At 62.5% G+C, this 21,110-nt stretch carries 15 protein-coding genes; 13 read left to right on the top strand and 2 right to left on the bottom strand.

Annotated elements, in window-relative coordinates; genetic code table 11:
- Positions 1–2 precede the first annotated feature (2 nt).
- The 8 genes from RBR25_RS08415 (at position 3) to RBR25_RS08380 (ending at position 10,293) form a co-directional block, all read left to right on the top strand.
- On the top strand, positions 3–1,439 hold the full coding sequence (locus RBR25_RS08415) for a sigma-54 interaction domain-containing protein (protein WP_432819107.1): 1,437 nt from the start codon (positions 3–5) through the stop codon (positions 1,437–1,439).
- A 24-nt stretch (positions 1,440–1,463) separates the two neighbouring features.
- The gene (locus tag RBR25_RS08410) at positions 1,464–4,148 is read left to right on the top strand and encodes a DUF2339 domain-containing protein (protein WP_432819106.1); all 2,685 of its coding nucleotides are present in this window, start codon (positions 1,464–1,466) and stop codon (positions 4,146–4,148) included.
- On the top strand, positions 4,145–5,572 hold the full coding sequence (locus RBR25_RS08405; RefSeq protein ID WP_432819105.1) for a DUF3999 domain-containing protein: 1,428 nt from the start codon (positions 4,145–4,147) through the stop codon (positions 5,570–5,572). Before RBR25_RS08410 ends, RBR25_RS08405 begins: the two co-directional genes overlap by 4 nt.
- 35 nt (positions 5,573–5,607) lie before the next feature.
- The gene (locus RBR25_RS08400; RefSeq protein ID WP_432819104.1) at positions 5,608–5,889 is read left to right on the top strand and encodes a hypothetical protein; all 282 of its coding nucleotides are present in this window, start codon (positions 5,608–5,610) and stop codon (positions 5,887–5,889) included.
- Positions 5,890–5,969: 80 nt separating this feature from the next.
- A complete protein-coding gene (locus RBR25_RS08395; RefSeq protein WP_432819103.1) occupies positions 5,970–6,404 on the top strand; it encodes an Hsp20/alpha crystallin family protein in 435 nt (144 codons plus the stop codon).
- Positions 6,405–6,449: 45 nt separating this feature from the next.
- Positions 6,450–6,836: an Hsp20/alpha crystallin family protein gene (locus tag RBR25_RS08390; RefSeq protein WP_432819102.1), complete on the top strand. Its 387-nt coding sequence runs from the start codon at positions 6,450–6,452 to the stop codon at positions 6,834–6,836.
- A 258-nt stretch (positions 6,837–7,094) separates the two neighbouring features.
- Positions 7,095–9,728, top strand: coding sequence for an ATP-dependent chaperone ClpB (clpB, locus tag RBR25_RS08385; protein WP_432819101.1), 2,634 nt, complete (start codon positions 7,095–7,097; stop codon positions 9,726–9,728).
- Positions 9,729–10,020: 292 nt separating this feature from the next.
- On the top strand, positions 10,021–10,293 hold the full coding sequence (locus RBR25_RS08380; RefSeq protein ID WP_432819100.1) for a thioredoxin family protein: 273 nt from the start codon (positions 10,021–10,023) through the stop codon (positions 10,291–10,293).
- 71 nt (positions 10,294–10,364) lie between these two features.
- On the opposite strand, the gene RBR25_RS08375 is transcribed toward RBR25_RS08380, so the two are convergent.
- Positions 10,365–12,194, bottom strand: a complete 1,830-nt coding sequence (locus RBR25_RS08375) for a radical SAM protein (RefSeq protein WP_432819099.1) — start codon at positions 12,192–12,194, stop codon at positions 10,365–10,367.
- Positions 12,195–12,223: 29 nt separating this feature from the next.
- Complete coding sequence (locus RBR25_RS08370) at positions 12,224–12,778, bottom strand: MXAN_5187 C-terminal domain-containing protein (protein WP_432819098.1); 555 nt, start codon at positions 12,776–12,778, stop codon at positions 12,224–12,226.
- 150 nt (positions 12,779–12,928) lie between these two features.
- Between RBR25_RS08370 and glmU the strand changes: the two genes are divergently transcribed.
- The 5 genes from glmU to RBR25_RS08345 all read left to right on the top strand — a co-directional run bounded on the left by glmU (position 12,929) and on the right by RBR25_RS08345 (position 20,645).
- Positions 12,929–14,314, top strand: coding sequence for a bifunctional UDP-N-acetylglucosamine diphosphorylase/glucosamine-1-phosphate N-acetyltransferase GlmU (gene glmU / locus RBR25_RS08365; protein WP_432819097.1), 1,386 nt, complete (start codon positions 12,929–12,931; stop codon positions 14,312–14,314).
- An 82-nt stretch (positions 14,315–14,396) separates the two neighbouring features.
- Positions 14,397–16,220, top strand: a complete 1,824-nt coding sequence (glmS, locus tag RBR25_RS08360) for a glutamine--fructose-6-phosphate transaminase (isomerizing) (RefSeq protein ID WP_432819096.1) — start codon at positions 14,397–14,399, stop codon at positions 16,218–16,220.
- A gap of 6 nt (positions 16,221–16,226) precedes the next feature.
- Positions 16,227–18,029, top strand: coding sequence for a chloride channel protein (locus RBR25_RS08355; protein ID WP_432819095.1), 1,803 nt, complete (start codon positions 16,227–16,229; stop codon positions 18,027–18,029).
- 1 nt (position 18,030) lies between these two features.
- On the top strand, positions 18,031–20,223 hold the full coding sequence (locus tag RBR25_RS08350) for an ATP-dependent helicase (protein ID WP_432819094.1): 2,193 nt from the start codon (positions 18,031–18,033) through the stop codon (positions 20,221–20,223).
- Between the two features lie 5 nt (positions 20,224–20,228).
- Complete coding sequence (locus RBR25_RS08345; protein ID WP_432819093.1) at positions 20,229–20,645, top strand: YbaN family protein; 417 nt, start codon at positions 20,229–20,231, stop codon at positions 20,643–20,645.
- The last annotated feature ends 465 nt before the right edge of the window (positions 20,646–21,110 follow it).

Raw genomic sequence — 21,110 nt, 5'->3', positions numbered from 1 at the left:
CCATGAACGACGCCCCGCCGATTATTGAGAGCGATCTGCCGGCGGCTACCCCCGACCTGGTGGTGCTGGTCCGGCCGGAGGGGCGTCCGCGCCTGGTTCGGGTCTCGGAGCGGCTGGCCGAGTTGCTCGACCGGCCGGTGGAAAGCCTCAAAGGGATGGATCCCGATCGGGCCCTCGCCGGGACGGTGCCGTCCCTGGCGGAGCTGATAAACGAGGCGGCGAGCCAAGAGCGGCCGCTGACCGGCATCCGGCTGCGTTTTTCCGGGGCGCGGGCCGATCTGCTGGCTGATCTCTTTCCCGCCGGTCTGGCCGAGGATTACAGCGGCCGGCTCGTGCATGTGCGTTTTCGTCCGGACCGGGCGGCCCGGAGTGAGCAGCCGCCGGCTTTCGCCGGGCTGGTCGGGGAGAGCGCCGCGATTCGCGAGGTTTTCCGTAAGATCGCCCTTTACGCCCCGACCGAGGCTTCCGTCGTCATCACCGGCGAGACCGGCACCGGCAAGGAGTTGGTCGCTCGCGCCCTGCACGAGGGGAGCGGCCGCGCGGCGGGGCCCTATGTGGCAGTGAACTGTTCGGCGATTTCCGAGGAGTTGCTCGAATCGGAACTGTTCGGCCACGAAAAGGGGGCCTTCACCGGCGCCCTGCGTACCCACAAGGGACGCTTCGAACGGGCCGACGGCGGCACCCTTTTTCTCGACGAGATCGGTGACATGCCGCTGCACACCCAAACCCGGCTGCTGCGGGTGCTGGAAGAGAAACGCGTCGAACGGGTCGGTGGCGAGCAAGAATATCCGGTCGATGTGCGCGTGGTCTGCGCCACCAACGTGCCGTTGGAGCAGGCGGTGGGGCAGAACCGCTTTCGCGCCGATCTCTATCATCGCCTGTCGGTGCTGCGTATTCATCTGCCCCCCCTGCGCCAACGGAGCGAGGATATCCCCCTGCTGGCGGAGCATTTTCTTCGCCAGTTCAATGCCAGGTACGGCCGGCGCATCGAACGCCTGACCAACGAGGCCGTCGCCCTGTTGCAGTCCTATCTTTGGCCGGGTAATGTCCGCGAACTGCGCAACGTGCTGGAGCGGGTCTGCATCGAAACGGGAGGGGAAGTAATCGGCGCCCGCGCCTTCGCCGAGTGGATTCGCGAGCGGCAGAACTTTTCCCCCGGCGAATGGGGAGAGTCATTGCGGGAAGCGCGGGTGGTGACGCCGCCTTATCCCCTGGAGAGCGAGCGACTGCTCCTTTCGCCGCCGGCGGAAAGCCTGCGGCCGGTGGAACTCTCCGAAGGGGCGATCCGCCGGGCCTACCGGGCCGAAGGCGGCAATCTCAGCGCCGCTGCCCGCCGTCTGGGGGTGCATCGAGCAACGCTTTATCGGTATCTGGAACGCCTCGGTCTGCGTCGGGAAGAGTTGGACGGTCTGGACGAAGCGGAACGAAATTCGGAGTAAGGGTCCGGAAACCGGGGAGGGGGCATGTATTTCATCGCGGGTTTGGTGGGGCTGATCGGCGGGGCTTGGCTTTTTTCCGAGCACAGCCGGGAGGTGGTCGGCGCCCTGCTCGGAGCCTTTCTCGGGATCTTCTGGCTGCGTCATTTGCGCCTGGGCCGTCGCCTGGCCGCTTTGGAGCGGCAACTGTCCGAAGTCCAAGGCGGGGCCACCGCTTCCGAATCCGCCCCGCCGGTTGCGCCGCCGGTCGTCGACGATTTCATCTTCACGCCGGATGTACCGATGGCGGTCGCGGAGCCGCTTCTCCCACCGTCGCCACCCCGGCTACCGAACTCTCCGTCAGCGCCCCGCACCGGCCCGGAATCCCCCCGACAGAACGAATGGTGGAATATTTTCGTCACCTATTTCACTGGCGGCAATGTGGTGGTGCGGGCCGGGGCGGTGGTCCTCTTTTTCGGCGTCGCCTTTCTGCTCAAATACTCGGCTGAACGGAATCTGGTGCCGATTGAACTGCGTCTGCTCGGGGTCAGCCTCGGCGCTGTCGCTCTGCTCCTGTGCGGCTGGCATCTGCGGCTGAAACGCCCGGGCTACGCCCTGATCCTGCAAGGGGCGGCGATCGGCATCCTCTATCTGTCGATCTTCGCGGCGCTGAAGCTTTACCAGCTGCTCCCGGCCGGATTCGCCCTGCCGTTGCTGATCGTTCTCGCCATCGCCTCGGCGACCCTGGCCATTGCCCAGAACGCCCGGGTGTTGGCGGTGCTCGGCATCGTCGGCGGATTTCTGGCGCCGGTGCTGACCTCCACCGGCGGCGGCAGTTATGTGCTGCTCTTCAGCTATTACGCCCTGCTCAATGTCGGCATTCTCTATACCGCCCGCCGGCGTTCCTGGCGGGAACTGAACCTGCTCGGTTTTTTCTTCACCTTCGGCATCGGCGCCCTCTGGGGTGCGAGCAACTACCGCCCGGAGATGTTCGCTACGACCGAGCCCTTCCTGATTCTCTTTTTTCTCTTCTATCTCGCTCTCGGCCTTCTTTTCGCCCGCAACCAGCCGCTCAACCTCAAGGGCTACATCGACGGTACCCTGGTGTTCGGCACGCCGATCGTCACTTTTGTCCTGCAGGCGGTGCTGGTCCGTCCCTACACCTATGGCCTGGCCTGGTCGGCCTTGGTGCTGGGGCTGATCTATGTCGGCCTGTCCTGGAGGCTGTGGCGGCAGGGGCAGCCCGCTTTGCGTACCTTGATCGAGGCCTTTCTCGCCACCGGCGTTGTCTTTGCCACGGTGGCCATCCCCCTGGCCCTGGACGGACGCTGGACCTCGGCGGCCTGGGCGCTGGAGGGGGCGGCGCTGGTCTGGATCGCCCTCAAGCAGCAGCGCCGGGCGCCCCGGATCTTCGGCCTGATCCTGCAAGTGCTGGCCGGGATTTCCTTTCTGACGGCTTTGCCGGGAGCGGCGACCGGCCTGCCAATCCTCAACGGTCTCTGTCTCGGCGCGCTGCTCGTCGCTCTGGCCGGACTTTTCAGCGCCTGGTGCTTGTGGCGGCGGGTCGGAGAATTTCCGACGGCGGCGCTAGAAAGCCATCTGACCCTGGCCTGGGGACTGTGTTGGTGGTTCGGCGCCGGGTTTCATGAAATCGGCCGCTTCGCGCCCTTTGCTCTGCGTCCCGTCCAGAATCTGGCCTTCTGCGCCCTATCCGCCGGGGTCGCCTTTTGGTTCGGAGTACGGCTCGCCTGGCCTTATCTACGCCGGGTCTACCTCGGGCTGTTGCCGGTCATGGGGCTGGTTCTGCTCTTTACGGCGCTGGAATTTCATGGCCCGCCTTCGCTCCACGGCGGCTTTCTCGCCTGGCCCCTGGCCCTACTTCTTCACTACCTGCTGCTCTATCGGGATGAGCAATTCGCTGCCGCCGCCTATCTGCGTTATCCTCATCTCGGCCTGCTCTGGCTGCTGATCCTGCTCGTCACCTGGGAGGCGGCCTGGTGGACCGATCATGCTGTCGGCGGCGCCGGCACCTGGACTTTGGCGGTGCTCGGCATCCTCCCGGCGGCCTTCGTCCTCGGTCTCTGCCGACTGTGGAATACCCCGCGCTGGCCCCTTGCTTCCTTCCGCCGTGACTATCTCTATCCCGGTCTGTTGCCGGTTGTGGGCTATCTCGGGCTCGGCACCCTCGGGGCGAATCTCTTCAGCCCCGGCGATCCCCGGCCGCTTTCCTATCTGCCTCTGCTCAACCCCTTCGATCTGGCCCAGGTGCTGGTGCTGCTGGCGGTTGCCTTCTGGAGCCTGACCCTGACGACGCGTCTCGCCCTCAATCCGCTGGGGATGCGGCGGCGGGAGCGGCTCATCCTCGCCGGGGCGACCGTCTTTTTCTGGCTCAACGCCATCCTCGTCCGGACCCTCCACCATTGGGGGGAGGTGCCCTTTCATCCCCGGGCGCTGCTCGCCTCCGATCTGGCTCAGACCTCCTTTTCCATCTTTTGGACCCTGAGCGCCCTGGCGGTGATGCTCTGGGCGGCGCGCAAGGGGCTGCGCACCCTCTGGTGGGTCGGCGCCGGGCTGATCGGGGTGGTTATGATCAAACTCTTTATCTTCGATCTGGCCCGGACCAGTACCGTCGAGCGGATCGTTTCCTTCATTGGCGTCGGACTCCTCTGCTTGGCCGTCGGCTATCTGGCGCCGCTGCCGGGACGGGCGGACCGGGATCGGGAGGATTCATGAAATCTTTGCTGCTCGCTGCTTTGCTCTGCTTCGTCGTTGGTGCCCCGGCTAACGCTCGGAGTCTGCCCGAGGATTTCGCCTACGGTCTGCCTTTGACCCCGAGCGGCGACACGCCCTTCGCCGAGGTGGAATTGCCCCTCGCTGTCTATCGCACCCTGACCCGGGCCGATCTGGGGGATCTGCGGGTCTTTAACGGCACCGGCGAAGAGGTGCCCCATCTGCTGCGCGGACCCGAGGCGATGATTACCGAGAGTCCCGGCGCGGCGCGGGCCGTTCCCTTCTTCCCCTTGCGGACCGCCGCCGATTCCGACGACACCCTCGCGGTACGCATCGCCGAGGCTCCCGGCGACTGGCGGGTGGAAATCCAGACCCGTTCTCAGGCGGAACCGGCTACGACGACAACTGTTTCCGGCTATCTGCTTGATCTGGCCGGAGTGGATTTTCCCGTCGCCGCCCTGGAACTGGAATGGAACGGCAGCGGCGATTTTTTCGGCGAAGTCGAGGTGGTGACGAGCGATCATCTGAAGGCCTGGCGACCGCTGACCCGCGCTGTCCTTGCCCGCCTCGACTATCAGGGGCGGCGTTTGGAGCACAAGCGCATTGACCTGCCGACGGCGTTGGGGCGTTATCTGTGTCTGCGCTGGCGCGGGAGCGCGCCGCCAGTCGAACCGGCGCGGGTGGTCGCCTTGGGGCGCTCCAACCGTGCCGTGCTGCCGGAGATTCGCCATTGGTTGCCGGTGACGGCGACGCCGGGGGTTTCCCGGGTCGACCTCGGCGGGCGCTTGCCCGTCGCCGCCTTGCGTGTGAGCTTCGCCGAGGCCAACAATCTGGCGCGTCTGCGCCTGTCCTCCGGAGAAAACTCCGAAGGGCCGGAGCGTCATCGGGCTGAGGCGCTGGTTTACCGCCTGCGCTTCGGTGAGCGCGAACTGGCCAGTACGGATCTTTTGCTAACTGCTTCCCGAGACCGCTACTGGTTTGTACAGGGCGCTGACAGTCTCGCCGGGGCGCGGCTGGAATTCGGCTGGCGGCCGGACCGCCTGCTCTTTCTGGTGCGCGGCACGGGGCCTTTCCTGCTCGCTTACGGCAACGCCAACCTCAATGCTCCGCTGACCGCTGGCGCCGAATTGCTGCACAGTGCGGAAATTGCCGGTGAAGGTGTTCCGGAGGCGGAGCGGCTCGTCCCCGGCGCCGTCGTCACTCTGGGAGGTCCGGAGGCTCTGTTGCCGCGCCTTCCGTCGCCGTCTTGGCGAACGCTGTCACTCTGGGCTGTACTCGGGTTGGGCGTCGTCCTGGTCGGAGTCCTCGCCTGGCGGCTGCAACGGCATTTGCGGGAAACGCCCACGGACGACAGGGAGTCGTCCCCGCCGGTTCGCAAAGGGGATATCGACAACCCTTGCTCGCCACCATCTGCTGATCGCGAATAAGGGCAAGTAAGTATCTGGATTGCCATAAGGGGCTTTTGATTGACGACGGGCTTTTCGTCTTCAAGGATTTCCGGATCTGTTCCTCTTGCTTCGTCCAAGGGGGTACTGCCGGCCTGTTGCCATTCGTATTTTCCCGCTGCTTGGTCGAGGCCGGATTCTCTTCTTGGGAATCCGGCTTTGTTATTTCCGATTGCGACGTCGCAGGGAGTGTCGCACCTGTCGCCTGCGACGTCGCAAATATTGCAGGAAACAATTTGGATGAATTTAAGAAATTGATTTTACTCACTTTGCTGTTTGGCATGGTGGTTGTAATATAAAAGGGTGTAAAGCATGACGCCGCGTGACCCTTTATGACAACCATCACTCCCTAACGGGAAAATTAAACAGGAGGAAGGCCATGACAGGATTCGATCTTTTCAAGGAAATGGACAGCTTCACCCACGAAATGGATCAGGTGTTCCGTGATCTCGGCTTCGGTCGCCCGCTCGTTTCGGGCTCCGCCTATCGTGGCTATCCACGCATCAACCTGCGCGAGAATCAGGATGCTTACATCCTTGAAGCGCAGCTGCCGGGCATCGATCCCAAGGCACTGGAAATGACAATTCTCAAAGGGACGTTGACCCTCTCCGGCGAGCGTAAAGCTCCTGCCGAGGGGCAGGGAACCTGGCATCGCCGTGAACGGGGCTACGGCAAGTTCATGCGTTCCATCGACATTCCGGCGGAGATCGACGGCGACAAGGTGCGAGCCGATTACAAGGACGGTCTGCTGACCGTGACTCTGCCGAAAGCCGCCAGTGTGCTGCCGAAACGTATCGCGGTCCAGGCCAACTAAAGGTTTGATCGACCCCAAGCGACTATCATGAACAGGAGATACGCCATGAAAAACAGCGAACTGACTCTTCATAAAGAAAATACTCCGGTCGTTTCCGAAAGGGATCGCGCCGCCATGATCACCCCCGCCGTCGACATCTTCGAGAATGATGATGCTCTGACTTTGGTGGCGGATCTTCCCGGGGTGAGCAAGGAGCATCTGGAGCTGGGCATCGATCGTCAGGTGCTGACCATCGAAGGACGCTTTGACCGCGCCGAGGAAGGGGCACTGTATCGGGAATTCTGTGGCTGCGGCTTCTATCGCCGCTTCCATCTGCCCGACAACCTTGATCTTAATCAGACCAATGCCGAACTCAAGGACGGCGTTCTCACCTTGCGCCTGCCCAAGGCGGCTTCGGCCAAACCGCGCCGCATCGAAATCACCGCCCGCTAAAAGGACGGAATGGGGCCGGGTTTAAAACCCCGGCCCTTTTCGTTGAATGCTCGCTATACTTGATGGCGGCGCAAAAACTCACCAACTGCTGCGTTGATGCCATTGTTTCGCGGCTTCGACGTACGTAAGTACGCATCATTGCTCAACAATGGCGCGCCTTGCATTTGGCGCTTTTTGCTTAGCCATCCAACGTGATGCTTTTTGCGAAAGTATCATACTTAGAACGACCGTAAAACCCAGTCGCCGGGAGAAGAAGTTATGGATATCAACAAACTGACCGTCAAAACCCAGGAAGCCATCCAGGCCGCCCAGACCAAGGCCACCCGCCTCGGCCATGTGGAGGTCGACGGGGAACATCTGCTGGCGGCGCTGCTCGAACAGCCTGAAGGCCTTGTCCCGCGGCTTTTGGAGAAAATCGGGGTGCCATCGGAAAATCTGGTCCGTGCCCTGAAAAAAGAGTTGGAAAAACGCCCCAGTGCCTCCGGCGGCGGGATGGAAGCGGGGAAGATTTACGTTTCCCAGCGTTTCAACCGGCTGCTGATCAAGGCCGAGGAGGAAGCCCGCCATCTCAAGGATGAATATGTCAGCGTCGAGCACCTGCTGCTGGCGCTGGTCGAGGAAGGTCCAACGACCGCCGCCGGGCGGCTCTTCCGGGAATTCGGCATCGATCGGGATCGCCTGCTTACGGCCCTGACCGAGGTGCGCGGTCACCAGCGGGTGACCAGCCCGGATCCGGAAGGGACTTATGAGGCGCTGGAGAAGTACGGCATCGATCTGGTCAAGGCGGTCCAGAAGGGCAAGCTGGATCCGGTCATCGGCCGCGACGGCGAAATCCGCCGCACCATCCGCATTCTCTCGCGCAAGACCAAGAACAACCCGGTGCTGATCGGCGAACCCGGGGTCGGCAAGACCGCGATCGTCGAAGGTCTGGCCCAGCGTATCGTGCGCGGCGACGTTCCCGAGGGACTGAAGAACAAGACCATCTTCGCCCTCGACATGGGCGCGCTGGTGGCCGGGGCCAAGTATCGCGGCGAGTTCGAGGAGCGGCTCAAGGCGGTACTCACCGAGATTCGCAACAGCGAGGGGCGTATCCTGCTCTTCATCGACGAGTTGCACAATATTGTCGGTGCCGGCAAGGCCGAAGGCTCGATGGACGCCGGCAACATGCTCAAGCCGATGCTGGCCCGGGGCGAACTGCACTGCATCGGCGCCACCACCCTCGACGAATACCGGAAATACATTGAGAAGGACGCGGCCTTGGAGCGGCGCTTCCAGCCGATTCTGGTGGAGCAGCCGACGGTGGAGGACACGGTCAGTATCCTGCGCGGGCTCAAGGAGCGCTTCGAGGTTCACCACGGGGTGCGCATCCACGATAATGCCCTGGTGGCGGCGGCGACCCTGAGCGACCGCTACATCTCCGACCGCTTTCTGCCGGACAAGGCCATCGACTTGGTCGATGAAGCCTGTGCCATGATCCGTACCGAAATCGATTCGTTGCCGAGCGATCTCGACGAGGTTACCCGGCGGGTTATGCAGCTGGAGATCGAAGAAGCGGCTCTGACCAAGGAGAAAGACGCCGCGAGCCTCGCGCGTCTGGAGACTCTGCGCCGCGAACTGGCCGGGCTCAAGGAGCGGGCCGAAACGCTCAAGGCCCAGTGGGAGGCGGAAAAGGGAGCAATCAAGACGGTGCAGGGGCTGCGTGAGGAGATCGAGAAGACCCGCCAGGAGGTCGAACGGGCCGAGCGCAGTTATGATCTCAACCGTGCCGCCGAACTCAAGCACGGGCGCTTGCCGCAACTGGAACGGGAGCTGCACGAAAAAGAGAAGCTGCTTGGCGGGGAGCAGGCGGGCAACCGGTTGCTGCGCGAGGCCGTGACTGACGAGGAGATCGCCGGGATCGTCGCCCGCTGGACCGGCATCCCCGTGACCCGGCTGGTAGAAGGGGAGCGGGAAAAACTGCTCAAGCTCGATCAGGTGCTGCATCAGCGGGTGGTCGGGCAGGACGAGGCAGTGCGCCTAGTGGCCGATGCGGTCATCCGCGCCCGCGCCGGGATCAAGGACCCGCGCCGGCCCATCGGCTCCTTCATCTTCCTCGGCCCGACCGGGGTCGGCAAGACCGAACTGGCCCGCGCCCTGGCCGAGACTCTCTTCGACAGCCAGGACAACATGGTGCGTATCGACATGTCTGAATACATGGAAAAGCACGCGGTCAGTCGCCTGATCGGTGCGCCTCCCGGCTACATCGGCTACGAGGAAGGGGGTCAGTTGACCGAGGCGGTGCGGCGCAAGCCCTACGCGGTGATCCTCTTCGACGAAATCGAGAAGGCGCATCACGATGTTTTCAATGTCCTCTTGCAGGTGCTGGATGACGGCCGCATCACCGACAGCCAGGGACGAACCGTCGATTTCAAGAATACGGTCATCATCCTGACCTCGAATATCGGTTCGCCGCACCTGCTTGACGGCCTTGGTGTCGACGGTCAAATCACCGAAGGGGCGCGAAAAAGCGTGATGGCCGAATTGCGCCGCGAGTTTCGGCCGGAGTTTCTGAACCGGATTGATGACATTGTTCTCTTCAAAGTTTTGACATTGGCCGAGATCAAGGCCATCGTCGGGTTGTTGGCCGGCGATCTGCGCAAGCGCCTCGCCGCCCGCCGCATCGAACTGGAACTCACCGAAGAGGCGGTGGAATTCATCGCCCGAAACGCCTACGACCCGGTTTATGGTGCCCGGCCGCTAAAGCGCTATCTCCAGCATCAGTTGGAAACCCGCATCGGCCGCGCGCTCATCGCCGGCGATATCCGCGACGGGGCGACCCTGACCGTCGCCCTGCGCGGTGACGAGCTGGTTGTGACCCATGTCAATGCGGTGCAAGAGGAGGAGGCCGGATAAGAATCCAAGCTCGACTCAAGGTGTGCAAGAAGGGAACAGCCGGCTCAATCAGGCGGTCTGTTCCCTTTTCTTGTATGGGGGGCGAGGTTGGGAGCACAATTTGCATAAAAGACTTTTGCGGACCTAAAACGGCCACAAGGACGGGGGGCCGCAGGGGCCGTAAATGGTCTTCAGCGCCCCCCGCCAAAAAACTAAAACGCGTTTGCATATTCATTGAAAATTCCGGCGGAAGGGGATATTATGATCAAAAAGGTCATAAATGGCTACCGCCAAGAACTGGGAGGAGGCCACCATGAGGATTGACATTCTTGGTAAACCGGAAAGTGGCAAGCGTTGTGAAAAAACTCTGGAGAATGTCCGCCAGGCCTTGGCCGAGACGGGAGTCGAGGCGGAAGTGCATCTCTTCCGCGACCGGCGGAAAATGATCGACCATCGGGTTTACGTCTCGCCGGCGTTGGTTATCGATGACTGTGTGCGGGTAGCGGGCCGGGTGCCCGAGGTTCGGGAGATCATCGCCCTGCTTGCTGAGCGTCCCCGTTATCAGAAGCGGTTGAACGCCGCCTGACGTTTTAAGGGCCATGGCGATATGTCACGTAAGGAACCCTTTCTGAGAGAGGAGGGGTTCCTTTTTTTGTTTCAGGGGCCGGGGCGCAGAAAGCCTTCCGCCAAGGCGAAGCGGACGATTTCCTCCCCTTCGGCACGGGTGACCGTGCCGGCGAAAATTGCTTCGGCCGAGCGCCGGCCGTCACAGCCCCGCAGAAGCGTCAGAAAATCTTCTTCCAGAGACTCGCACAACACCTGTTCGCTGCGGCGCAGAAAGACCGCCACCGAGCCCACCGGCCGGAAGAGGGCGGCGATTTCTTCCAGATCGGGATCTTCCATGTCCAGAAGATCGAGAATTTCGTAGGCAAAGGGGACAAGCTTAATCCCTTCAGTGAGGCGCAGGGGAACGCGCCAGGGATCGAGACCTCGCAACCCTTCGGGGGGGCTCGGCAGGGTTTCCGGGCCGAGGAGGGTCTCCGCGTAATGGTAATGATAGCGGAGCAGGTCCAGCGTCGCCGGCAGCAGGTCGGGGCGTTCCAACTTTCGGAAGAGGTAGTTCAGGTAGCTTTCCTGAAGAGCAAAAGCGTCGGCGGCCGACCAGGATTCGCCGTCGAGAAATCGTTCGCGGGGGATTGCCGCTCCGGTCAACGCCCAGTCGGCGAAATCCAGGAGAAAATCCGAGGGTTTCCAGCCGGGAACCCGGAGCAGGGCGGAAAAGAAAGCGACCGCGCGGCCGGTATTGTAGAAAAGGTCGGCGGCGGCGGCGAGGAGTCGGCAGGCGTCGAGATCGGCGGCGGTGCAGGAGGGGCTTTCGAGGATTTCGTAGGGAGGTTCGTCTTGCGCCCGTAATCCCAGTTCGGCGGCGTCCCGGTGCAGTTCGGTGCCGGGCAGCACCGCCAGGGGGAAAATGTCGAGATGGTTGGGGGTCAGGTTCAAGGCGTAGTCGAGACTCTGGCGAAAGCCGGTGTAGTCGTCGCCGGGCAGACCGTAGATGAGATCGAAGCCGAAGGTGACGCCGGCCTGGTTCAGCAGCCGGATTTTCCGGGCGAACTCCCGGGGCTCGAACTTGCGGTGGATGCGCCGCAGGATCTCGGACCGGGCCGCTTGCAGACCGATCTGTACGGAGCAGGAGAGTTTGCCCAGCAGCCGAGCCGTTTCCCGGTCGAGAAAATCGGCTTTGGCTTCCAGATGCACATGGATATGGGGCGCCTTGCGTTCGAGCAGTCGGAGAAGTTCCTTGCCGCGCTCGGGCGGATAGTTGAAGGTGGAGTCGAGTATCCAGATCTGGCCGACTCGGCGGCGAACAAAAAGGTCGAGTTCCGCCTGCAACCGCGCCATGGGCAGCGGGCGCAGGCCGCGAGTGCCGTGGGAGTCGAAACAGAAAGCGCAGGCAAAGGGGCAGCCCCGGGAAGTTTCCCAGAGGACGCCGCCGCCTTCGACGGGGATCAACGCTTCGCTCAGCCAGGGGGAGGGAAGTCCCTCCGGGGGTGGGGATGCGGCCGGGATTGCCTTCGCCGCCGGTATCTCTCCCCGGGCCAGGCGCTCAACGAGGGCGGCGAAGGCAATCTCTCCTTCGCCGTCGATGAGATAGTCGAAAAACCCTTCCGCGCGGAGGCGGACGCTGTCGGCCATGACCTCCGGACCACCGGCGACGAGGATGATGTCGGGACGGGCCCGACGCAGGTGCCGGGCCAGGGCGAGAATCCGGCGGCGGTTCCAGACGTAGAGGGGAAAGGCGACCAGGTCGGGGACGGCGGCGAGTATCGCCGCCAGCATGTCGTCATCGTTCTGGCGGGGAAAGAGGTCGAGCAGGGTGGTGCGGCGCCGCGCCTCTTCCGGGAGGGCAGCTTTCAGGCAGCCGGCCGCCAAGGGAACGGCCTGGGGCGAAGGGCGGACATGCAGGGTCGGCAGCAGGATATGCATGGGGCAAAGCCCTCCTCGGCGCGAGGCCGCTACTTTTTCGCGCGGACCTTGATTTTTGGCTTGCCATCTTCGATTTCGACGCGGAATTCCACTTCCCGATCGCCGAATTTTTCGCGGATCTTGTCTTTCTGGTTTTCCAGAAAGAGCGCGACTTGGCGGGGATCGGGAGGCGGGCCGGCGATGCCGCAGCTCTGACGTGCGGCGACAAGATCCTGATAGATCTTCTCACACGGATCGACTGGCGGCGCCGTGACCGCGACCGGTTCCGCCGCGGCAGCCGGAGTTTGCTTCATATGAGCGGTTTGGCGATGGTAACGCCCCTCGTCGATGAGGCGCAGAATGCGATCCCAATGGCTGGCGTAGCTGTGATATCGCGCCGCCAGGGTCTGGTAGCGGAAGCGTGCGTCGGTTTGGATGATGCGGCGATTAACGAAACGGCGCAGACGGCGCGCCAGGGCTTCCCGTTGTTTGACCGGTTCGCGCTTCTCCACGCCGGCGAAATACTGCTCGTAAAGGATTTCCAGTTCTTTGAGCTCCTGCTCGACTTCCCCCAATTCTCGCAGGATCGTCACCCGATCATTCATTACAAAGGCCCTCCAATGTTCGAACTATACTGAACTCCCGGCGGCAATGCAAAAAAAAAGGGGGGGCGGAAGAGGCCTGCGGGCCTTGACTCCATGGGGTCTTTCCATGATACTAATCATCTTTTATCAAGCCCTTTTTTAGGAGGCTCCATGAGCGGACAAGAGCTGGCGGCGGTCATTCTCGCGGCGGGGCAGGGAACCCGGATGAAATCGATGTTGCCCAAGGTGTTGCATCCGGTGGCCGGCGAGCCGATGATCAACTTTCCCCTTCGTCTCTGTCAGGAGCTGGGCTGCCGGCGGACGGTGCTGGTCGTCGGTCACGGTGCTGAAGAGGTGCGTCGGACACTGGCCGGACAACCGCTGGACTTTGCCGTGCAGGCCGAACAGCTCGGGACCGGCCATGCCCTGCTCTGCGCTGTCGATGAGCTGCGCGACTTTTCCGGCACCCTGCTGCTCTTGTGCGGGGACGTGCCTCTGCTGCGTCGCCGGACCCTGGAACGGCTTCTCGCCTATCATGCCGAACAGCAGGCGGCGGTCACCGTGCTCACCGCCGAGATGGCCAACCCCCACGGCTACGGGCGCATCGTCCGCGACGGCGAGGCGGTGCTGCGGATCGTCGAGGAGAAGGACGCTTCTGCCAAAGAGAAGGCCATTCATGAAATCAATACCGGCATTTACGCCTTCGCGGCGCCACTGGTTTTCGAAGCCCTGCGCGCCGTCGGTCGGAATAACGCTCAGGGCGAATATTACCTGACCGACGTGCTGGAGATTGTTCGTGAGCGGGGGCTGGCGGTACGGGCTCTGGTTGTGAGCGATGCCGACGAGCCGATGGGGATCAACGACCGGGTGCAGCTGGCCGAGGCCAACGCCATTCTAAGGCGGCGCATCAACGAAGAGCACATGCGCGCCGGCGTTACCCTCATCGACCCCGCCGCCACCTATATCGACGCGCAGGTGGAGATTGCCCCGGACTGCGTGATTCATCCCAATGTCCATCTGCGCGGTGCCACCCGCCTCGCCGGGCATTGTGTTGTCGAGCCCGGCGTCATCGTCAGCGATTGCATCATCGGCGAGCACGCCCATCTCAAGGCCGGCTCGGTCTTGGCGGAGTCGACTCTCGGCCCCCATTGCGCCATCGGTCCCATGGCCCATCTGCGTCCCGGTACGGTCCTTGCCGGCCACAACAAACTGGGCAACTTCGTCGAGACCAAGAAGGCGCAACTGGCGGAGAAGGCCCAGGCCAGCCACCTCACCTACATCGGCGACGCTGAGGTCGGGCGCAACGTCAACATCGGCTGCGGCACCATCACCTGCAACTACGACGGCGTCAACAAGCACAAGACGATCATCGAGGATGACGTCTTCGTCGGCAGCGACACCCAGTTCGTCGCTCCGGTGCGCATCGGTCGCAACAGTCTGATCGGTGCCGGCTCGACTATCACCAAGGACGTTCCCCCCGATGCCCTGGCGTTGTCCCGCGTTGAACAGAAGGTCATCGAAGGTTGGCGGACGCGGCCGAAAACCAAGAAATCGTAAGGTGTGAAGCGTTAGGTGTGAGGGGTCAAGACCGTTACGCCTCCCACCTCACTCCTTTCACCTCACCAGGAGTTTTATTATAATGTGCGGTATCGTTGGCTATATCGGTTCCCAGGAAGCCACCCCCATCGTTCTTGACGGCCTGCGTCGCCTGGAGTATCGCGGTTACGACTCGGCCGGGATCGCCACCTTCCATGACGGCAAGATCGAGATTCGTCGCGCTCAGGGGAAGCTGGTCAACCTGGAAAATCTGTTGCGCGAGCGGCCTCTGACCGGTAGCCGAGGCATCGGCCATACCCGCTGGGCGACCCACGGCCGGCCTTCGGAAACCAATGCCCATCCCCACAAGGCCGGGGAGATCGTGGTGGTGCACAATGGCATCATCGAGAACTATCTGGTCCTGAAGGAGCGTCTGCGCGCCCAGGGACACAGCTTCAGCTCGGAGACGGACACCGAGATCATTGCCCATCTGGTCGATGAGCACTACAAAGCGACCGGCGATTTTGTTGCCGCCGTGCGCCTTGCTTTGGCCGAGGTGCGGGGCGCCTACGCGGTGGCCATTCTCTGTGAACAGGAGCCGGACATGTTGGTTGCGGCCAAACTCGGCTCGCCCTTGGTCGTTGGCCAGGGGCAGGGGGAGAATTTCGTCGCTTCGGATATCCCCGCCATGCTCTCCCATACCCGCGAGATGATCTTCCTCGAAGACGGTGAGATGGTCGTCTTCACCGGCACCGCCATGGAATTCACCGATCTGGCCGGAAAGCCGTTGACAAAGAGTGCCAAGACCATCACTTGGAGTCCCCTCATGGCCGAGAAGGGGGGCTACAAGCACTTCATGCTCAAGGAGATCCACGAACAGCCCCGGGCCATCGCGGACACCCTGGCCGGTCGCCTGCGCGAGGAAGAGGGGGATGTCTACCTCGAAGATCTCAGACTGAGCGATGCCGACCTGCGAGGACTGGAGAAGATCTTCATCATCGCCTGCGGTACCTCCTGGCATGCCGGGCTGGTCGGTAAGTTCATGATCGAGAAGCACTGCCGGATTCCCGTCGAAGTGGACATCGCCAGTGAATTTCGCTACCGCGATCCGATCATCGGCCCCCATACCCTGACCCTGCTCATCAGCCAGAGCGGCGAAACCGCCGACACTCTGGCCGCTTTGCGCGAGGCGAAAGGCAAGGGCGGCCGGGCGGTGGCCGTCTGCAACGTGGTCGAATCCTCCATCCCCCGGGAATGCGACGGCGTCATTTACACCCATGCCGGGCCGGAGATCGGCGTCGCCTCGACCAAGGCCTTCACCACCCAACTCGTTGCCCTCTTTCTTTTTGCCCTGCGTCTCGGCCGGGTGCGGGGCACCCTGACGGCGGAACGGGTCCAGGAGTTTGCCGCCGCCCTGGCGACGTTGCCCCGCAAGGTCGAGGAAACCCTCGAACTCAATGGACAAATCGAAGCCATCGCCCGGGACTTCATGAACGCCCGGGACTTCCTCTATCTGGGGCGCGGTAACCAGTATCCGGCTGCTCTCGAAGGGGCGCTCAAGCTCAAGGAAATTTCCTACATCCACGCTGAGGGCTATCCCGCCGGGGAGATGAAGCACGGCCCCATCGCCCTCATTGACGAACTGATGCCGGTGGTGGTCATCGCTACGGAGAACGATACCTTCGAAAAGGTTGTTTCCAACATGGAAGAGGTCCAGGCCCGGGCCGGGCGGGTGATCGCCGTGACCGACGCCGAGGGTCTGTGCGACAAGTCCGATGCGGTGCTGGTCATTCCCCGCATCGCCGACGACCTGATGCCGGTGCTGACCTCGGTCCCCCTGCAACTGCTGGCCTATCACATCGCCGTGCTCAAGGGGACCGACGTCGATCAGCCCCGCAACCTGGCCAAAAGCGTCACCGTGGAGTAAGAGAAGTTGGCTTTCGGACAGCGTCTGCGGGCGCGGCTACGCTTCACGCTGGCCGGGCTGCCCGCCTATTTTTACATCAACGAAAACACCTTTCTGATCATTCTCGCGGTGATCATCGGGGTACTCGGCGGGCTGGGCAACTACGCCTTCCGCCAGACTATCGAATTCGTGCACTGGGGCCTGTTCGAGCAGAGTGAACGGCTTCTCGACATCAGCCTGCATGAATGGAGTCACCGGCGCTTGGCGGTGATGATCTTTCCGGCTCTCGGTGGTCTGTTGATGATCCCTCTCTGGCTCTGGTTCGGGCAGGATCTCAAGGGGGGCTTTGCCGGTTTCCTCCAGCGAGTCAATCTTGGCGGGGCCAAGCTGCGCTTGCGGCCGATCTTCACCCGCGGCTTCGCCGCCGCCCTGACCATCGGCTCCGGCGGCAGCGCCGGGCAGGAGGGCCCGATTGCCATGATCGGCGGCGCCATCGGCTCCCAGTTCGGCCAGGCCTTCAAGATGAGCGGCGACCGTCTCAAGGTGCTGGTCGCTTGCGGCGCCGCCGCCGGGGTTGCCGCCACCTTCAACGCTCCCATCGCCGGGGTTTTCTTCGCTCAGGAAATCGTCCTCCTCGCGTCTTTCGAGCTCGCCAGCTTCACCTCCATCGTCATCGCCAGTGGCATGGCCACCGTCGTCTCCCGCGCCCTGCTCGGCAACATTTCGGAACTCTTCGCCCCCCAATACGTCGTCCAGAGCTTCTGGGAATTCGGTCTCTATGTGCTGCTCGGCCTGCTCATCGGCGTGTTCGCGGCAGGCTTCACCGATATCCACTTTCGCATCAAGGATCGTATCGCCGCCATTCCCATCCATCCCCTGCTCAAACCGGCGGCGGGGGGCTTGGTGGTCGGCCTCATCGGTGTGGCTTTTCCCCAGGTTTTCGGCAACGGCTACGAGTTCGTCGAAACCGTCCTTTTGGGCGGCGGCGACGGCCAACCTCTGACCTGGTATCTGCTGGCCGCTCTGATTCTGGCCAAGGCGGTGGCGACCTCCATCACCCTCGGCTCAGGGATGCCCGGCGGCCTTTTCGCTCCCAATCTTTTTATCGGCGCCGTGAGCGGCGGCACCTTCGGCCATCTGGCGGTCAAACTCTTCCCGACGGCGGGGATCACCCCCGGAGCTTATGCCTTGGTCGGTATGGGTGCTTTCCTGGCGGCGGCGACCCACGCGCCGATGACGGCGATCTTTCTCCTTTTCGAGATTACCGACAGCTATGAGGTCATCATCCCGATCATGCTCACCTGCGTCATCGGTACGACGACGGCTCGCCACTTCAAAAAGGGCAGCCTGGAGACTTTTGAGCTGACCCGGGCTGGCATCGATCTGGAGGCGGGCAAGGAGCGCAACATCATGAAGTCGATCAAAGTCGGCGAGGTTATGGTGCGCGACGTGGAGGCCATTCCGGAGAACATGACCCTGGGGCAGTTCGCCCAATTCATCGAGCGCACCCGGCACACCAATTTCCCCTTGGTCAACGGGCAAGGCGAACTGACCGGCATCATCTCGGTGCAGGATTTCATGGGGGTGGTTTTCGAGCATGACCTCATGGACCTGGTCGTGGTCAAAGAACTGGCGACGACCAAGGTCATCACCGCCCACGCGGACGAGGATCTCGACCAAGCGATGCGCAAGATCGGCTACCGCAACATCGAGCAGCTGCCGGTGGTCGATCGCATGACCCATACCCGCCTGCTCGGCATCATCTCGCGACGGGACATGGTTTCGGCCTACAACCGGGTGCTGATGAGCCGCACCCTGGAGGATCAGTAAGGTGGATGATTTGCTTGCCGGATTGAATCCCCCGCAGCGCCAGGCGGTGTTGCATTTTGATGGGCCGTTGCTGCTGCTGGCCGGGGCCGGGTCCGGCAAAACCCGCACCCTGACCCACCGGGTCGCTCATCTGATCCGCCGGCAGGGTGTTGCCCCCTGGCAGATCCTCGCCGTGACTTTCACCAACAAGGCCGCCGCCGAGATGAAAGAGCGCCTGGAGCGGCTCCTCGGCACCGCGGAACTCCCTTGGGTGGCGACTTTCCACGCCACCTGCGTGCGCATTTTGCGACGGGAGATCGCCGTCCTTGGTTATACCTCCGACTTCACCATCTACGACGATCAGGATCAGGAGCGCTTGCTCAAGGCGGTGCTGACTGAGCTCAACATCCCGGAAAAGACTCTCAAGCCCCGAGCCGCCGCCTGGGCCATCGACGCCGCCAAGAACAAGGGGCTCTTCCCCGAGCAGCTCGATACCGGCGACTTTTACGGCGAACTGACGGCGCGGGTTTACACCCGCTACCAACAGCGGCTGCAACAGGCCAACGCCCTCGATTTCGGCGATCTGCTCCTGCTCGCCGTCCGTCTTTTCGAGGCCCATCCCGAGGTGCTGCACAAGTACCGGCAGCGTTTCCGCTACATTCACGTCGACGAATTCCAGGACACCAACCAAGTCCAGTACCGGATCATCCACCTGCTCGCAGGGCAGCACCGCAACCTCTGCGTGGTCGGTGACGACGACCAGTCCATCTACGCCTGGCGCGGTGCCGAGATCGGCAATATCCTCGGCTTCGAGCGGGATTACCCCGGCTGCACGGTGATCCGCCTGGAGCAGAACTACCGCTCGACCCGCACCATCCTCGAAGCGGCGGGAGAAGTGGTGGCGAGGAATGTCGGGCGCAAGGGGAAAAAACTCTGGACGGAAAATCCCCCCGGTGAAAAGATCACCCTTGAAGCCCTCCCCGACGATCTGGAAGAGGCGCGTTTTATCGCCGCCGAGATCGCCCGATTGAAAGAGAGCGGCCGCCGTCTGCGGGACATCGCCGTCTTCTACCGCACCAACGCCCAATCCCGCTCCCTGGAGGAGGCCCTGCGCGGCCGGGGGCTGCCCTACGTCATGTTCGGGGGGGTCAAGTTCTACTCGCGCATGGAGATCAAGGACATCCTCGCCTACCTGCGGGTGCTGACCAATCCCGCCGACGCCATCGCCGCCCGGCGCATCGTCAATGTCCCCCCCCGGGGAATCGGCGCCGCCACCGTTGAGCGCATCGCCGCGCTCGAAGTCGAAGCCGGGGGCTTTCTCCCCGCCTGCCGACTGGCCCTGGAGCGGGGTGCCTTCAAAGGGGCGGCGGCCAACCGGGTCGGGGAGTTCGTGGCGATGATGGAAGGATTTCGGCAAAAGCTGGAAGAATTCCCCTACCCTCAGCTGACCGCCGTCATTATCGACGAGAGCGGCTATGGGCCGATGCTGCGGGAGGAGCGCACCGAGGAGGCGCGGGGGCGGATGGACAACCTCGAACAGCTGCTGGCGGGGATGGAGGAACACTACGGCAGCGAGGGGACCCTGGCCGACTATCTGGAGCAGGTGGCGCTGATCACCGACCTCGACAGCTACGACAACAGCCTCGACCGGGTGACGCTGATGACGTTGCACGCCGCCAAGGGGCTGGAGTTCCCCGTAGTCTTCATGAGCGGCATGGAGGAGGGGCTTTTCCCCCACTCGCGCGCGGCGGAAGGGGGGGCGGAGATCGAAGAGGAGCGGCGTCTCTGCTACGTCGGCATGACCCGGGCCATGGAGAAGCTCTATCTCACCCACGCCCGCCGCCGCCGGGTCTACGGCGACTACCAGTTCAATCCGCCGAGCCGCTTTCTCGGCGAGATTCCGCCTGCGGCTCTGCGCGACCAGCCGGTCCCGGTCCTGAAGAAGACCGCCGGACACAACCTCGCCTCGATCTTCGAGCAGATCGCCCCCGCTCCCTTTGATGACGATGACTTCCCCTTCGAGGATGAGGTCCGCCTCGTCCCCGACGCCGACGAAGGGGTGCGTCTCGGCATGCAGGTGCGCCACCTCAAATTTGGCGTCGGCACCGTGCGCCGCCTGGAAGGGAGCGGCGACAAACAGAAGGTGACCGTTTACTTCCGCAGCGTTGGGCCGAAAACCCTGTTGCTCAAATTCGCCGGGCTGGAGCCGGCCTGACGCCCATGCCCCCGATTCCCGACCCTGGTGGAAAAGAGCGCGGAACCCTCTGGCAGTGGGCTTTGCAAGCCATTGGCGGCGCCAGTGTGGCGCTGGCGGTCCTGGGACTGTTCCTGCCGGTGCTGCCGACGGTCCCCTTTCTGTTGTTGGCCGCGGCCTGTTTCGCTCGCGGCTCCGACCGTTGTTACACCTGGCTGGTCGAACATGAACAGTTGGGCCCGCTGGTCCGCCCCTATCTCGACGGCAAGGGCTTGCCCCTGAAGACCAAAATCAAAGCCATTCTGATGGTCTGGGCCAGTATCGCCATTTCCGCCATTTTCCTGGTGGATCTGTTGTGGGTTCGAATCTTGTTGCCGATCATCGCCCTCGGCGTCACCCTCTATCTCCTGCGTTTGCCCACCGCCGAAACGGATGCCGACTGAAGAAAAACGCCCATCCATCGACGGTTCGCAACCCGGTGGATGGGCGTTGACGGCAAATAACCAGTATTTTATCCGGATCCGCATAAGATGCCGTCATATGCCGGAGTAAAGAAAAAATATGGCGATTTCGTTGACTTGCCGATTTTGCCGTGAGGGAAAAATGGTGTATTCTTCGGCACAGTGCCGGAAATCCACAGATTATGCGGATCCGTCTAAATATTGTTATGTGCCTAGAAAATACAATCAAAAAGGATAACTATGACTCATAGTGATATTGACAAAAAGCTCTCAAACGTAACTATTCAGCACGGAATTTGAAAAAAGTTCTTGACACGGTCTTTATGTCATTTTTGTAAACTCTGCACGCCTTGTTCGAGGGGTGCGCAAAGACCTCTCAGGAGAACCGCGCTCCTCCCTGGGGGATGATGGAGAGATAAGCTATCCCCCGGTCCGGCCCAAAAATTT

It is taken from the genome of Trichloromonas sp. (assembly GCF_034006665.1).
Classification (GTDB): Bacteria; Desulfobacterota; Desulfuromonadia; order Desulfuromonadales; family Trichloromonadaceae; genus Trichloromonas.
This window is presented reverse-complemented; position numbering and strand designations above follow the sequence as displayed.